The 13,201-nt window shown below is 70.1% G+C and carries 11 protein-coding genes and 1 riboswitch; of the genes, 1 reads left to right on the top strand and 10 read right to left on the bottom strand.

Annotated elements, in window-relative coordinates:
- Window positions 1-42 precede the first annotated feature (42 nt).
- Window positions 43-219: a hypothetical protein gene (locus CIK81_RS18100; RefSeq protein ID WP_158541892.1), complete on the top strand. Its 177-nt coding sequence runs from the start codon at window positions 43-45 to the stop codon at window positions 217-219.
- Window positions 220-303: 84 nt separating this feature from the next.
- Here CIK81_RS18100 and CIK81_RS02535 read toward each other — a convergent pair whose 3' ends face one another.
- The 10 genes from CIK81_RS02535 to dnaN form a co-directional block, all read right to left on the bottom strand.
- Entirely contained in the window at window positions 304-864 is a 561-nt protein-coding gene (locus CIK81_RS02535; protein WP_096166537.1) for a DUF3566 domain-containing protein, read from the bottom strand.
- 3 nt (window positions 865-867) lie between these two features.
- Complete coding sequence (gene gyrA, locus CIK81_RS02540) at window positions 868-3,657, bottom strand: DNA gyrase subunit A (protein ID WP_114305266.1); 2,790 nt, start codon at window positions 3,655-3,657, stop codon at window positions 868-870.
- A gap of 33 nt (window positions 3,658-3,690) precedes the next feature.
- Window positions 3,691-5,826, bottom strand: a complete 2,136-nt coding sequence (gene gyrB, locus CIK81_RS02545; protein WP_096166539.1) for a DNA topoisomerase (ATP-hydrolyzing) subunit B — start codon at window positions 5,824-5,826, stop codon at window positions 3,691-3,693.
- A 389-nt stretch (window positions 5,827-6,215) separates the two neighbouring features.
- Window positions 6,216-6,683 (bottom strand): 6,7-dimethyl-8-ribityllumazine synthase, encoded by a 468-nt coding sequence (gene ribH, locus CIK81_RS02550; protein WP_096166540.1) that lies wholly within the window; start codon window positions 6,681-6,683, stop codon window positions 6,216-6,218.
- Window positions 6,680-7,918, bottom strand: coding sequence for a 3,4-dihydroxy-2-butanone-4-phosphate synthase (gene ribB, locus CIK81_RS02555; RefSeq protein WP_114355344.1), 1,239 nt, complete (start codon window positions 7,916-7,918; stop codon window positions 6,680-6,682). Before ribB ends, ribH begins: the two co-directional genes overlap by 4 nt.
- Window positions 7,915-8,517: a riboflavin synthase gene (locus tag CIK81_RS02560; RefSeq protein WP_114355345.1), complete on the bottom strand. Its 603-nt coding sequence runs from the start codon at window positions 8,515-8,517 to the stop codon at window positions 7,915-7,917. The genes ribB and CIK81_RS02560 overlap by 4 nt, the downstream gene beginning before the upstream one ends.
- Window positions 8,518-8,532: 15 nt before the next feature.
- Window positions 8,533-9,558: a bifunctional diaminohydroxyphosphoribosylaminopyrimidine deaminase/5-amino-6-(5-phosphoribosylamino)uracil reductase RibD gene (gene ribD / locus CIK81_RS02565; RefSeq protein ID WP_114355346.1), complete on the bottom strand. Its 1,026-nt coding sequence runs from the start codon at window positions 9,556-9,558 to the stop codon at window positions 8,533-8,535.
- A gap of 126 nt (window positions 9,559-9,684) precedes the next feature.
- Window positions 9,685-9,814: riboswitch (FMN riboswitch) on the bottom strand.
- A 36-nt stretch (window positions 9,815-9,850) separates the two neighbouring features.
- Window positions 9,851-10,612 carry a DUF721 domain-containing protein gene (locus CIK81_RS02570; protein WP_114355347.1) on the bottom strand — a complete coding sequence of 254 codons (762 nt, stop codon included), beginning with the start codon at window positions 10,610-10,612 and terminating at the stop codon, window positions 9,851-9,853.
- Entirely contained in the window at window positions 10,609-11,874 is a 1,266-nt protein-coding gene (gene recF / locus CIK81_RS02575; protein ID WP_114355348.1) for a DNA replication/repair protein RecF, read from the bottom strand. Before recF ends, CIK81_RS02570 begins: the two co-directional genes overlap by 4 nt.
- Window positions 11,875-11,893: 19 nt before the next feature.
- Entirely contained in the window at window positions 11,894-13,018 is a 1,125-nt protein-coding gene (gene dnaN, locus CIK81_RS02580; RefSeq protein WP_096166546.1) for a DNA polymerase III subunit beta, read from the bottom strand.
- Window positions 13,019-13,201: the final 183 nt, after the last annotated feature.

The following is a 13,201-nucleotide window of genomic DNA, read 5'->3' on the forward strand; positions in this document are numbered from 1 at the left end:
CTCGTCCTCGGCGCCTACCTGCTGTGCGTGGGGATCTATCTGATGATCACGACCGACGACTCCGTCCTCCGGGGACTCACGGTCCTCCAGATCATCGCCGCCGTGCTCATGTTCCGGCAGGCGCGGCGCACCCCCGTCACCCGCGACCGCGACGACGACCGCGACGACCGCGACGACCGGGACTCGGCCTCGCACTCCACGTCGAACTCGGCGGAGTAGGTCCTCCGCACGCGGAACGGGCGGGCATCCCGGAGGATGCCCGCCCGTTCCCGGCGAGGAGCCGCGCCCGCTGGGCGCGACCGGTCACTCGTCGGTGAAGGTCATCTTCAGCCCGCCCAGCAGCGCGGCGACCAGGTTGTACAGGAACGCCAGCAGCGTGCCGAGCGCCGTGATGATCACGACGTTCACCACGGCGACGATCGTGCCGTAGCTGACCATCTTGGAGAACTCGAAGAACTCCATGAACGGCAGCGGGTCACCGCTGTTGAGGTCACGGCCGAGCTGATCGATCTTGCCCCACAGACCGATCGCATCGACCAGGTTCCAGGTCAGGATCACGGCCACCACGGTCGCGATGCCGAGGGCGATCGCCACCAGGAACGACAGCTTCATCACCGAGAAGGGGTCCAGCCGTGCCAGCGTGAGCCGCACCCGGCGCGGACCGCGCCGCTCGGGCTCAGCGGTCTGCGCCGGGCCCGTCGTCTTCTTCGGACTGCGGCTGGCGCCCTTGGCCGCGGAGCCCTTGCCGGTTCCGATCGACGTCGTCGAGGGGGACGTCTCGCTCTCCTCGAACGCCGGGAGCTTGGTGGTCGCCTCCGGAGACGTCGTGGTGCCGGAGGCGGACCTCGAGTCGCTCGTGCTCACGGATTACTCCTCGTTGGGGTCGTCGTCGCCGGCGGGCGACTGGTCGGACTCGTCAGAGCCTAGATCATCGGACGGGGCCGGAGCCTGCACCGACTCCCCGTCGCCCTCGATCTGCACAGCATCACCATCAGCGTCGGTGAGCTCCGGGGACTCGGCGTCCCCCGCCTCCTCCTCGTCGATCTCCGACTCGGGGCTGGTGGTGACCAGCAGGATGCGATCGCCCTTGTCCGGCTTGGCGAAGACGACGCCCATGGTGGTGCGGCCCTTGGACGGCACCTCCGCCACGCGGGAGCGGACCACGCGGCCGCGCTCCATGACCACGAGCAGCTCGTCGCTCTCCTCGACCACGGCGGCACCGACCAGGTGGCCGCGGTCATCGGGCAGCTTCGCGACCCGGATGCCCAGGCCGCCGCGGCCCTGCACCCGGTACTCGTCGACGCTCGTGCGCTTGGCGTAGCCGCCATCGGTCACGGTCACCACGAACTGCTCGGGTCGCACGACGTCCATCGCGAGGAGCTCGTCGTCGTGACGGAACTTCATGCCGGTCACGCCGCTGGTCGCACGGCCCGTCGGGCGCAGCACGTCATCGGCCGCCGGGAACCGCACGGACTGGCCGTTGCGGGAGACCAGCAGCAGGTGGTCATCGGCGTTCACGGCCTGGGCCGCGATCACGCGGTCCGGCTGTGCGCCCTCGATGCCGTCGATGTCGCGCAGGTTGATCGCGATGATGCCGCCGGTGCGGTTGGAGTCGAAGGCCGGCATCGCCGTCTTCTTCACCAGTCCGGAGGCGGTCGCGAGCACCAGGTACTCGGCATCCTCGTAGGTGTCGATCGCGAGCACCGAGGCGATGCTCTCGTCGGGCTGGAACGCCATCAGGTTCGCGACGTGCTGGCCCTTGGCATCACGCGGCGCCTCGGGCAGCTCGTAGCCCTTGGCGCGATAGACGCGCCCCTGGTTGGTGAAGAACAGCAGCCAGCGATGGGTCGTGGAGGTGAAGAAGTGCTCGACCACGTCGTCCGCTCGCAGCGAGGCGCCGCGCACGCCCTTCCCGCCGCGCTTCTGGGCGCGGTACTGGTCAGCGCGGGTGCGCTTGACGTATCCGCCGCGGGTGATGGTGACGACCACGTCCTCCTCGGGGATGAGGTCCTCCATCGACATGTCCCCGTCGAACGGCATGATCTGGGTCCGACGGTCGTCGCCGTAGCGGTCCACGATCTCCTGCAGCTCGTTCGAGACGATGTCCCGCTGGCGCTGCGGATCCGCGAGGATCGCCGTGTACTCCTCGATGAGGGCCTGCAGACGATCGTGCTCGTCCATGATCTTCTGGCGCTCCAGGGCGGCCAGGCGACGCAGCTGCATCGCGAGGATCGCATTGGCCTGGAGCTCGTCGATCTCGAGCATCTCCATCAGCCCGTCACGGGCCTGGTCGGCATCCGGCGAGCGACGGATCAGCGCGATGACCTCGTCGAGCGCGTCGAGCGCCTTGAGGTAGCCGCGGTAGATGTGGATCTGCTCTTCGGCCTTGCGCAGGCGGTACCGGGTGCGACGCACGATGACGTCGATCTGATGCTTGGTCCACTCGCGCACGAAGGAGTCGATCGACAGGGTGCGGGGCACCCCGTTCGCCAGCGCCAGCATGTTCGCGGAGAAGTTCTCCTGCAGCTGGGTGTGCTTGTACAGGTTGTTCAGCACGACCTTCGCGACCGCATCGCGCTTGAGCGTGATGACCAGGCGCTGGCCGGTGCGGCCGGAGGTCTCGTCGGTGATGTCCGCGATGCCCTGGATCTTGCCGAGCTTGACCATCTCGGCGATCTTGCGCGCGAGGGTATCGGGATTGACCTGGTAGGGCAGCTCGGTGACGACGAGCGACATGCGGCCGTTGATCTCCTCGGTGGAGACCACGGCGCGCTGGGTGATGGAGCCTCGACCGGTGCGGTACGCCTCCTCGATGCCCTTGGTGCCGGCGACCGTGGCGCCGCTGGGGAAGTCGGGTCCCTTGATGAACCTCAGGCACGCCTCGAGCAGCTCGGGCTTGGTGGCCTCGTGGTTCGTCAGCAGCCACTGGACGGCGTCGGCCACCTCGCGCAGGTTGTGCGGCGGGATGTTCGTCGCCATGCCCACGGCGATGCCGGCGGACCCGTTGACCAGCAGGTTCGGGAAACGCGCGGGCAGCACGACGGGCTCGTCGACCGTGTTGTCGTAGTTGCCCTGCATGTCGACCGTCTCCTGGTCGATGTCACGCACGAGCTCGAGGGCCAGCGGGGCCATCTTGCACTCGGTGTATCGCGGGGCGGCTGCGCCGTCGTCGCCGGCGGAGCCGAAGTTGCCCTGGCCCAGGATCAGCGGGTAGCGCATCGACCACGGCTGCACCAGACGCACCATGGCGTCGTAGATCGCGGTGTCGCCGTGGGGGTGGTAGTTGCCCATGACCTCGCCGACGACCTTCGCGCACTTCGAGAAGGAGCGGTCGGGGCGGTAGCCGCCGTCGTACATCGCGTAGACGATGCGGCGGTGCACGGGCTTGAGGCCGTCGCGCACGTCGGGCAGCGCACGGGAGACGATCACGCTCATCGCGTAGTCGAGGTAGGAGCGCTGCATCTCCTGGTTCAGGTCGACCTGGGTGATGCGGTCCACCTCGTCCTCGTCGAGGGGGTCGACGAGGGTGACGGTGCGGTCCGATGCCTCGGAGGTGGAGATCTCGTGGGCGCCGTCGGGCGTGGCCTGGCCGGCCACACCGGCGGGCAGCTCCGGGGTCTCGTCGGGGTTCGTGGGGTCCTGCGGGGTGTCGCTCATGGTGAGAGAGAGGCCTTTCGGGTGGGGCCGAGATCAGATGTCGAGGAAGCGGACGTCCTTGGCGTTCTCCTGGATGAATCGCCGCCTGGACTCGACGTCGTCGCCCATCAGGACTGAGAAGATGGTGTCGGCGTCGGCGGCCTCGTCGACCGTGACCTGCTTCAGCGTGCGCGAGGTGGTGTCCATCGTGGTGGTCTGGAGCTCCTTCCAGTCCATCTCGCCCAGACCCTTGTAGCGCTGGATCCCGTTGTCGCGGGGGATGCGGCGACCGGCGGCGCGGCCGGCCTCGAGGCGCTCGTCGCGCTCGACATCGCTGAAGACGTACTCGTGCGGGGCGTTGGTCCACTTCAGGCGGAACAGCGGCGGCATCGCGATGAACACGTGGCCGAGCTCGATCAGCGGGCGCATGTAGCGGAACAGCAGCGTCAGCAGCAGGGTGCAGATGTGCTGGCCGTCGACGTCGGCATCGGCCATCAGGATGATCTTGTGATAGCGCAGCTTGGTGGCGTCGAAGTCGTCGCCGATTCCGGTGCCGAACGCGGTGATCAGCGAACGGACCTCCTGGTTGTCCAGCGCGCGGTCCAGCCGGGCCTTCTCCACGTTCAGGATCTTGCCGCGGATGGGCAGGATGGCCTGGGTGCGGGGGTCACGGCCCTGCACGGCGGAGCCGCCGGCCGAGTCGCCCTCGACGATGAAGATCTCCGACTCCGCGGGGTTGCGGGAGGAGCAGTCGCGCAGCTTGCCGGGCATGCCGCCGGTCTCCAGCGGCGACTTGCGGCGTGTCGCATCGCGGGCCTTGCGGGCCGCCTCGCGGGCGGCCGCGGCGGCCTGGCCCTTCATGACGATCGCGCGGGCCTCCTGCGGATGGGAGACGAACCAGTCCTGGAGCTGATCGGTCATCACCTTGACCATGAAGGTGCGGGCGATGGTGTTGCCCAGCTTCGTCTTGGTCTGGCCCTCGAACTGCGGCTCGCCGAGCTTGACGGAGACCACGGCGGTCAGCCCCTCGCGGATGTCCTCGCCCGTGAGGTTCGAGTCCTTCTCCTTGAGCAGGCCCTGCGACCGGCCGTAGCGGTTCACGATCGACGTCAGCGAGGAGCGGAAGCCCTCCTCGTGGGTGCCTCCCTCGTGCGTGTTGATCGTGTTGGCGTAGGTGTGCACCGACTCGGAGTAGGCGCCGGTCCACTGCATGGCGACCTCGACGGAGATCGCGGCCTCCTGGTCCTCGGACTCGAAGGAGATGATCTCGGGGTGGATCACCTCGGCCCGCTTGGCCGTGTTGATGAACTCCACGAAGTCCTGCAGACCGCGCTTGTAGAGGTAGGAGACGGTGCGGGGACCGGACTCCTTCTCGGCGTTCTCCGCCTCGAGCTCGACGTCGATGACGTCGTCCTCGTCCTCTTCTGGCTCCTCGGGGGCGCGCTCGTCGGTCAGCGTGATCTTCAGTCCCTTGTTCAGGAACGCCATCTGCTGGAATCGCTTGCGCAGCGTCTCGAAGTCGTAGACGGTCTCGTCGAAGATGTCGTGATCGGCCCAGAAGGTGATCGTGGTGCCTGTCTCCTCGGTCTCCTCGCCCTTGTCGAGCGGGGCGAGGGGGACGCCGCGGCTGTACGCCTGGCGCCACACGTGACCGTCGCGGCGGATCTCCACCTCCATGCGGATGGACAGGGCGTTGACGACGGAGGAGCCCACGCCGTGCAGGCCGCCGGAGACCGCGTAGCCGCCGCCGCCGAACTTGCCGCCGGCGTGCAGCACCGTGAGCACGAGCTCGACGGCGGGCTTGCCCTCGGTGGGGTGCATCGCCACGGGGATGCCGCGCGCATGGTCGACGACCTTCACGCCGCCGTCGTCCAGCAGCGTCACCTCGATGGTGTCGCCGTGACCGGCCATCGCCTCGTCCACGCAGTTGTCGACGATCTCCTGCACCATGTGGTGCAGGCCGCGCTCACCGGTCGAGCCGATGTACATGCCCGGGCGCTTGCGCACCGCCTCGAGGCCCTCGAGGACGGTGATGTCCGAGGCGTCGTAGTGCTCCGGCGCATGCGCTGCGCGCTCACCGGCGGACTGGACCGGGGGTGCCGGTGCGTCCGGTGCCTCCGGCGCATCGGGAGCGTCAGAAGCACTCCGGGAGGCATCCGTCTCGGGCATGGGGTGGTCGCTGTCGCTCACCTGATGTGGCTCCTCGCAGTCCTGGGATCCCTCGACCCAGGAGAGCGTCGAGGGTTGCGGCCGGCCACGCGGAGCGATCCGGACGGCTCAGCACACATGCGGCCCACGAGGAGTCTCGCGCGCACACGCGCGTAAGGCACCCGTAGGCCACAGCGATCGAGCCGACGGCATCGAGATCCGCGAGGACGTCGGCCGAACACCCCCATTCTAGCCGACTGAGGCCCGTGAACCTATTGACGCGGCCGATCCTGTGGAGAACGCGACGCAGGATCGGCCTCAGACGGCCCTCGGCGGCCTCAGGAAGCCGTTTCGGAGGCGGTCGCCGGGGTCCCCTGCCTCAGGCGGGGTGATATCGCGGCATAGAGCCGCCTGGGCAGGCGACCTCGCGCTCAGAGCTCCGCGAGCACCGCGGCGGTGGCCAGCGCGGCGGTCGCCGCCTCGTGGCCCTTGTCCTCGCTCGAGCCCTCGCGACCCGATCGGTCCAGCGCCTGCTCCTCGTCATCGCAGGTCAACAGCCCGAAACCGACGGGAACCCCGTGGTCCAGGGCCACCCGGGAGAGTCCATCGGTCGCCGCCGAGCAGACGTACTCGAAGTGCGGGGTGCCGCCCCGGATCACGACGCCGAGCGCGATCACGGCGTCGTGGGTGCGGGCGAGACGGTCGGCGATCACCGGCAGCTCGAAGGAGCCGGGGGCCCGCACCACGGTGGGGCCGGTGATCCCCGCCTCGGTGCAGCCGCGCAGCGCACCGTCGAGCAGGCCGTCCATGACCTCCTGGTGCCAGGAGGCGGCGACGATCGCGACCCGCAGGTCGGGGTGGGAGGTGGTGGTCAGGCTGGGGCTTCCGTGTCCGCTCATGCAGCGTCTCCTTCAGGGGTGGTGGGGAGGCCGACGAGATGGTGGCCCAGTCGGTCCCGCTTGGTGGTGAGATACGCGAGGTTCTCGGGGGTGGGGTGGGTGCCGAGGTCCACGACCGCGGCGACGTCGAGGCCGCCCGCGCGCAGCGCCTCGGCCTTGGCGGGGTTGTGGGTGAGCAGGTGGACGCTCCCCACGCCGAGGCGCGCGAGGATCCGCGGCACCGCCTCGAAGCTGCGGGCGTCGACCGGCAGGCCCAGGTCGAGGTTCGCCTCGACGGTGTCGCGGCCGGAATCCTGCAGCGCGTAGGCGCGCAGCTTCTGCACCAGGCCGATCCCTCGCCCCTCGTGGCCGCGCAGCAGGACGAGCACGCCGCGGCCGGCGGCCTCGATCCGCGCCAGGGACTCCTGCAGCTGCGGCCCGCAGTCGCAGCGGCGGGAGCCGAACACGTCCCCGGTCATGCATTCGGAGTGCACCCGGGTCAGCACCGGTTCGTCGGTCGTGACGTCCCCGCGCACGAGCACCAGATGCTCGGCGGAGCCGTCGCGCACGGCCAGGGCACGGAAGGTGCCGTGCTCGGTGGGCAGGTCCACCGGCTCGGTCATCTCGAGGGGATCGGCCTCGAGCGCCCGACGGTGCGCCACGAGCGCCTCGATCGAGATCATCACCAGGTCGTGCTGGTCGGCGAACTCCCGCAGCGCCGGTCCGCGCATCATGGTGCCGTCATCGTGCACGAGCTCGACGATCATGCCGACGTCGGGCAGGCCGGCCAGACGCGTGAGGTCCACCGCCGCCTCGGTGTGGCCGCGGCGCTCGAGCACGCCGCCGTCGCGGGCACGCAGGGGCAGCACGTGGCCGGGACGGATCAGGTCCGCGGGGGCCGAGCCCGGATCGGCGAGGACCTGCAGGGTGCGGGCACGGTCGGCCGCGCTGATCCCGGTGGTCACGTCGGCGGAGGCGTCGACGCTCACGGTGTAGGCGGTGCGCAGCGGGTCCGCGTTCTCGGCGACCATCAGCGGCAGCTGCAGGGCATCCGCCCTCGCCGCCGTCATCGGAGCGCACAGCAGGCCGCTCGAGTAGCGGACCGCGAAGGCCAGGGTCTGCGCGGTCGCGGCCGAGGCGGCCAGGATCAGGTCGCCCTCGTTCTCGCGGTCCTCGTCGTCCACGACCACCACGGGCGCTCCGACGGAGAGTGCGGCGAGGGCCTGCTCGACGGAGTCCAGTCTCAGCGTGCTCATCGACGCGCCCCCTCGGCGAACAGCAGCTTCTCGACGTGCTTGGCCAGCACGTCGACCTCGAGGTTCACGCGGTGGCCGATGTCCCGTCGGCCCAGGGTGGTGCGGGCGAGGGTCTCCGGGATCAACCCGATCGTCACCTCGTCGCCGTCGATCGCGGCGACGGTGAGGCTCACGCCGTCCACGGCCAGCGATCCCTTCGCGACCACATAACGGGCCAGGCCCGCGGGCAGCTGGATCCGCAGGCGGGTGGTGCCTGCCTCCTCCTCCCGGTCGAGGATCTCGCCGGTCGCGTCCACATGGCCCTGCACGATGTGGCCGTCCAGGCGTCCGTCGACCCGTACGCAGCGCTCGAGGTTGACGGTGTCACCGGCGGCGAGCCCGCCGAGTGTGGTGGCCTCGAGCGTGGTGGCGATGACGTCGGCGCTCCAGGTCTCGCCGTCCTCTGCGGTCACGGTGAGGCAGCAGCCGTTCACGGCGATCGAGTCGCCCAGGGCGATGCCGGCCAGGACCTGCGGGGAGCGGATCGTGAGGCGGGCAGGATCCGCCGGTGAGGTGAGCGACTCGACGGTGCCGAGTTCTTCGATGATTCCGGTGAACATGGGGGTCCTTCCAGGTCAGGCGGTTCGGGGGCGGAGGGTGAGGCGGAGGTCGCAGCCGCGGGGGGCGACCTCCACGAGGTCCAGGTCCAGGCGCTCGGAGATCGTGGTGATCCCCAGGTCGCCGACGCCCGGTGGTCCGGCGCCCAGCAGGGTGGGGGCCAGGTGCACGATCAGCTCATCGACCAGCCCGGCGCGCAGGAAGGCGCCGGTCACGGTGGGCCCGCCCTCGAGCAGGACATGGCGTCGGCCGTGCGCGAAGAGCTCCGCGAGGGCGGCCGACGGGTCGTGTGTGCGCAGGAGGAGCGTGTCTCCCGCACCCGCCGGAGCGGGCAGCGGGGGGATGTCGCCGGTGCCCATCACCACGCGGAGAGGCTGGTGCGGGAGCAGGGTCCCGTCGGGGCGGCGGGCGGTGAGAGAGGGATGGTCGATCCGGGCGGTGCCGGCGCCGATGAGCACGACGTCGCAGGTGGCGCGCAGGTCGTGGACCTCGCTGCGGGCCTCCTCGCCGGTGATCCAACGGCTGCTGCCGTCCGCCGCGGCGACCCGGCCGTCGAGCGTGAGCGCCGTCTTGGCGGTGACCAGGGGGCGGTCGTGCTGCAGGCCGTGCTCCCAGCCGCGATTGAGCAGGCCGGCCGCGGCAGCGAGGTCCTCGGGCACGTCCAGCTCGACGTCGATGCCGGCGGCACGCAGGGTCTCGACGCCGCCGGTCGCGTGCGGGTTCGGGTCACGCCGGGCGACCACGACCCGGGCCACTCCGGCCTCGAGCAGCGCGTCGGCGCAGGGCCCGGTGCGTCCGTGATGGGCGCAGGGTTCCAGGGTGACGAGGGCGGTGGCTCCGGCGACGGAGACGGACGCGCGACTCAGGGCGTCGATCTCGGCATGCGGCGTGCCGGCCCTGCGGTGGTGTCCCTCCGCGATCACCGCTCCGTGGGCATCGAGCAGCACGCAGCCCACACGGGGATTCGGGCCCAAGGGCACGGCGGGGTCCGCAGCGATCTCCAGCGCACGGCGCAGGGCCGCGGTCTCGGCGTGGGCCAGCATGGTCTCTCTCCCTCGGTCCGCAGCTCGCGGTTCCGGAGGGAGGGGAAGGGTGCGGAGACGTCGTCGCCCGAGGAGCGTTCGCCGGTGCACCGGGGTGCACGGCGAAGAGCCGCCCGAGGACGTCGTTCGCGTGCGCTTCCCATCCGGACTCTGACCGTCGGTCCAGGAGTTCCACCTGGTCAGCCGAGGGCCAGAGGCCATCGGGTCGCGGACTATCACCGCCGGCTCGGAATTTCACCGACCCCAGTGCACGCGAGCTTGTCAGCTCGTCAGCACTCACGGTAGCAGGAGCTCATCCGTATGTGTCGCGCGGTCCGCGCCAGGTGACGGTGCGTCGGCCCTTCTTCCAGGTGCGCTCGGCAGAGGCCGGACCGGTCACGCGCAGCTCGGAGATCACGTGGGAGCCGATGTGCTCCTCGATCGCGGTGATGAGCTGCGGGGTGAGCATGCGCAGCTGGGAGGCCCAGGCCGAGGAGGACGCGCTGACCATGAGCACCCCGTCCTCGAGGGAGACCGGACGGCAGTGGGTCGCGAGCCTCTCGCCCACGATCTCGTCCCATTCCTCGAGCACCCGTCCGGCATCCATGCCGGCGTTCCAGCCGAGGTTTCCCAGCACCTTCTTCAGCACCAGCTCGATGCCCTGCGGGTCTCGCGGGTCCGGGCGGGATCCGGAGTAGCCGGGGGCGCTGCCCGAGCGGTCGCGCACGTCTCTGGCCTGGGTCTTCGCGGAGATCGGGAAGAGTCCGCGGCCCCGGGCCGCGGCACGGGAGCGGTTCACGGTGCGCCGGGCGAGTTCGAAGGGGTCGGTCGACGGCGGCAGCTCGGGCGGGTCGTAGAACTCATCCGGCCCCGCGACCCGCTCCTGATCGCGCTCCGACGCCGGCCGACGCTGCCCGCCGGTGCCCGGCGGACGTCGAGGGGCTACTGTCCCGGGGTGCCGTTCCACGGTCCGGGAGGCCTGCTGGTCCGGCTCCTGGGGGCCTCGCCAGGTCGAGAGATCGTACGGGTTCGCGAGCCGCGGCCGCTGTCCGTTCCCGGATCCCGGCGTCGTCATCGCAGGCCTCCGTCGCGCGGATCCCGCGGCGTCGCGTCGCCGAGGCTGACGTCGACCACATGGATCTCGCCGTCCAGCGAGCCGGGGATGTCGGTGTCGTTGGCGGTGGTGATCAGCACCTGGGAGGCGCTGGTGACGATGCGGCCCAGCCGTTCGCGCCGGTGCACGTCGAGCTCGCTGAACACGTCGTCGAGGATGAGGATCGGTTCGCCGTCGCCGAGATCGCCCTCCTCGAGACGGAGCAGGTCGTAGCTGGCCAGGCGCAGGGCGAGGGCCAAGGACCAGGACTCGCCGTGGCTCGCATAGCCCTTGGCGGGGAAGTCGTGCAGCCGGATCTCCAGGTCGTCGCGGTGCGGTCCGGTCAGGGTGACGCCGCGGTCGATCTCGTCGTCGTGACGCGAGGCGAGCAGCCCGAGCAGGCAGTCGTGGATCTCCTGGGTGCCGGGCAGCTCTCCGGCTCCGGTGCCGAGCTCGTCGAGCACGGTGGACCGATATGCCACATCGGCCGGGGAGGAGAGGTTCCCGCGCTGGTCCGGGGGGAGGTCCAGGGATTCCTCGGCACCCTCGTCCGTCGCCACCCGGAGGTACGAGTAGCCCAGATGCGGGCGCAGACGGTTCACCAGGTGCAGCCGGGCGCGCAGCAGCTCGGCGCCGAAGCGGGCGAGCTGCTGGTCCCAGACCTCCAGAGTGCTCGAGGCCGAATCCGCCGGATCGAGGCCCGCGACGCTGCGCCCGGCTCCGCCCCGACGCATCGATCGCATCTGCTTGAGCAGGTTGCTGCGCTGCTTGAGGACGCGGTCGTAATCCGCTTTGACCGACGCGAAGCGCGGCGCGATCTCGAAGAGGAGCTCGTCGAGGAAGCGGCGGCGGCCTTCCGGATCCCCCTTGATGAGGCCGAGATCCTCAGGGGCGAAGAGCACGGCCCGCACCTCGCCGAGCAGGTCGCGCAGCCGCGCGACGTTCTGGCCCTGGACCCGAGCCCGGTTGGACTTGCCCGGCGTGATCTCGAGGTCGACCTGCAGGTTCCGCCCTGCCCGCACGAAGCTCGCCCGGATGATCGCGGTCGATTCGCCCCGTCGTACGAGGGCGGCGTCGTGGGGGACCCGATGGCTCGACAGCGTCGCCAGATACCAGACGGCCTCGACGATGTTGGTCTTGCCCTGCCCGTTCTTGCCGACCAGCACGGTGATGCCCGAGGTGACGGGCAGCGTGAGGCGTTCGTACGAGCGGTAGTCGGTGAGATCGAGAGCGGTCAGCTGCATGGACGGACCACTCCCACGCTCAGATCCGCATCGGCATGATCAGGTACTTGTACGAGGTGTCGGGCACGCCCTCGAGGGAGTCCTGACCGCTCATGACCGAGGGCTTGATGGAGTCGGTGAACGTGAGCCGGGCGAACTCGGTGCCCAGGGCGCCGAGGCCGTCGAGCAGGAAGCCCGAGTTGAAGCCGACGACCAGGTCCTCGCCCTCGAGGTGCGCCTCGAGAACCTCACTGGCCTGTGCGTCGTCACCGGCACCGGCCTCGAGCGCGACCTGTCCCTCCGCGAAGGACAGTCTCACCGGGGTGTTCCGCTCGGCGACCAGGGAGACGCGCTTGACGGCATCGATGAGGGCACCGGTGGAGACCACGGCGGTGATCGCGGTGGTGTCCGGGAAGAGTCGCCTCACGGGCGGGTACTCGCCGTCGACCAGTGTGGAGGTCGTGCGGCGGCCGCCGGCCTCGAAGCCGATGAGGTGGGCGGAGTCGTCCTCGGCCAGAGCGATCTCGACGCTGCCGCCGGTGGCCAGGGAGCGTGCGACCTCATGCAGGGTGCGACCGCGCACGAGCGCCGTCTGCTCGGTGCCCGGGGTGGCCGGGTTCCAGGTCAGCTCCCGCAGTGCGAGGCGATAGCGGTCGGTGGCCATGAGCGTCATGGTCTCGCCGGAGATCTCGACCTTCACGCCCGTCAGCAGCGGGAGGGTGTCGTCCTTCGAGGCGGCGACCGTGACCTGGCTGATCGCCTCGGAGAAGACGTCGGCCGCGACGGAACCGGCGACCGGAGGCATGCTCGGCAGCTGCGGATACTCCTCGACCGGGAGGGTGGCCAGTGCGAAGCGCGCCGAACCGCACCTGACCTGCAGCTTCGTGCCCTCGAGGGCGATCGAGACGTCCTTGTTGGGCAACGCTCGGACGATGTCGGACAGCATCCGTCCCTGCACTAGGACCTCGCCGGGCTGCTCGACCTCGGCATCCAGCCGGATCTGTGCGCTCACTTCGTAGTCGAACGTGGAAAGCTGCAGCTCACCACTGGAATCAGCCACGATCCGCACGCCCTGCAGGATCGGCATCGCCGGTCGCACAGGGAGGGTTCGAGTGGCCCAGGAGACGGCGTCACCGAGGACGCCGCGATCGAGGTGGAACTTCACCTTTGCCACTCCTTCGCAGTGGTCGAAAGCCAGAACGGGGGACAGCGTATCGGTTTCCTCGGCCTGCGGGCGACACACCGGCCTGGATCCTTGACAGCGACCCGCGCCGGTACCCGGGGATCACTCGTCTCGTCCGGGCTGAAGAACCCTCCCCGGCACCCGAAATGACATGACGCCGACGTC

It is taken from the genome of Brachybacterium sp. JB7 (genome assembly GCF_003335205.1).
In the GTDB taxonomy this organism is placed as follows: Bacteria; Actinomycetota; Actinomycetes; order Actinomycetales; family Dermabacteraceae; genus Brachybacterium; species Brachybacterium alimentarium.

What these genes read in the sequence shown, in the direction of transcription:
- ribD (WP_114355346.1), bottom strand. Translation starts at nt 9,558, where the DNA reads ATGCTGGCCCACGCCGAGACCGCGGCCCTGCGCCGTGCGCTGGAGATC.
- CIK81_RS02560 (WP_114355345.1), bottom strand. Translation starts at nt 8,517, where the DNA reads ATGTTCACCGGAATCATCGAAGAACTCGGCACCGTCGAGTCGCTCACC.
- recF (WP_114355348.1), bottom strand. Translation starts at nt 11,874, where the DNA reads ATGCAGCTGACCGCTCTCGATCTCACCGACTACCGCTCGTACGAACGC.
- ribB (WP_114355344.1), bottom strand. Translation starts at nt 7,918, where the DNA reads ATGAGCACGCTGAGACTGGACTCCGTCGAGCAGGCCCTCGCCGCACTC.
- CIK81_RS18100 (WP_158541892.1), top strand. Translation starts at nt 43, where the DNA reads ATGATCACGACCGACGACTCCGTCCTCCGGGGACTCACGGTCCTCCAG.
- ribH (WP_096166540.1), bottom strand. Translation starts at nt 6,683, where the DNA reads ATGAGCGGACACGGAAGCCCCAGCCTGACCACCACCTCCCACCCCGAC.
- gyrA (WP_114305266.1), bottom strand. Translation starts at nt 3,657, where the DNA reads ATGAGCGACACCCCGCAGGACCCCACGAACCCCGACGAGACCCCGGAG.
- CIK81_RS02570 (WP_114355347.1), bottom strand. Translation starts at nt 10,612, where the DNA reads ATGACGACGCCGGGATCCGGGAACGGACAGCGGCCGCGGCTCGCGAAC.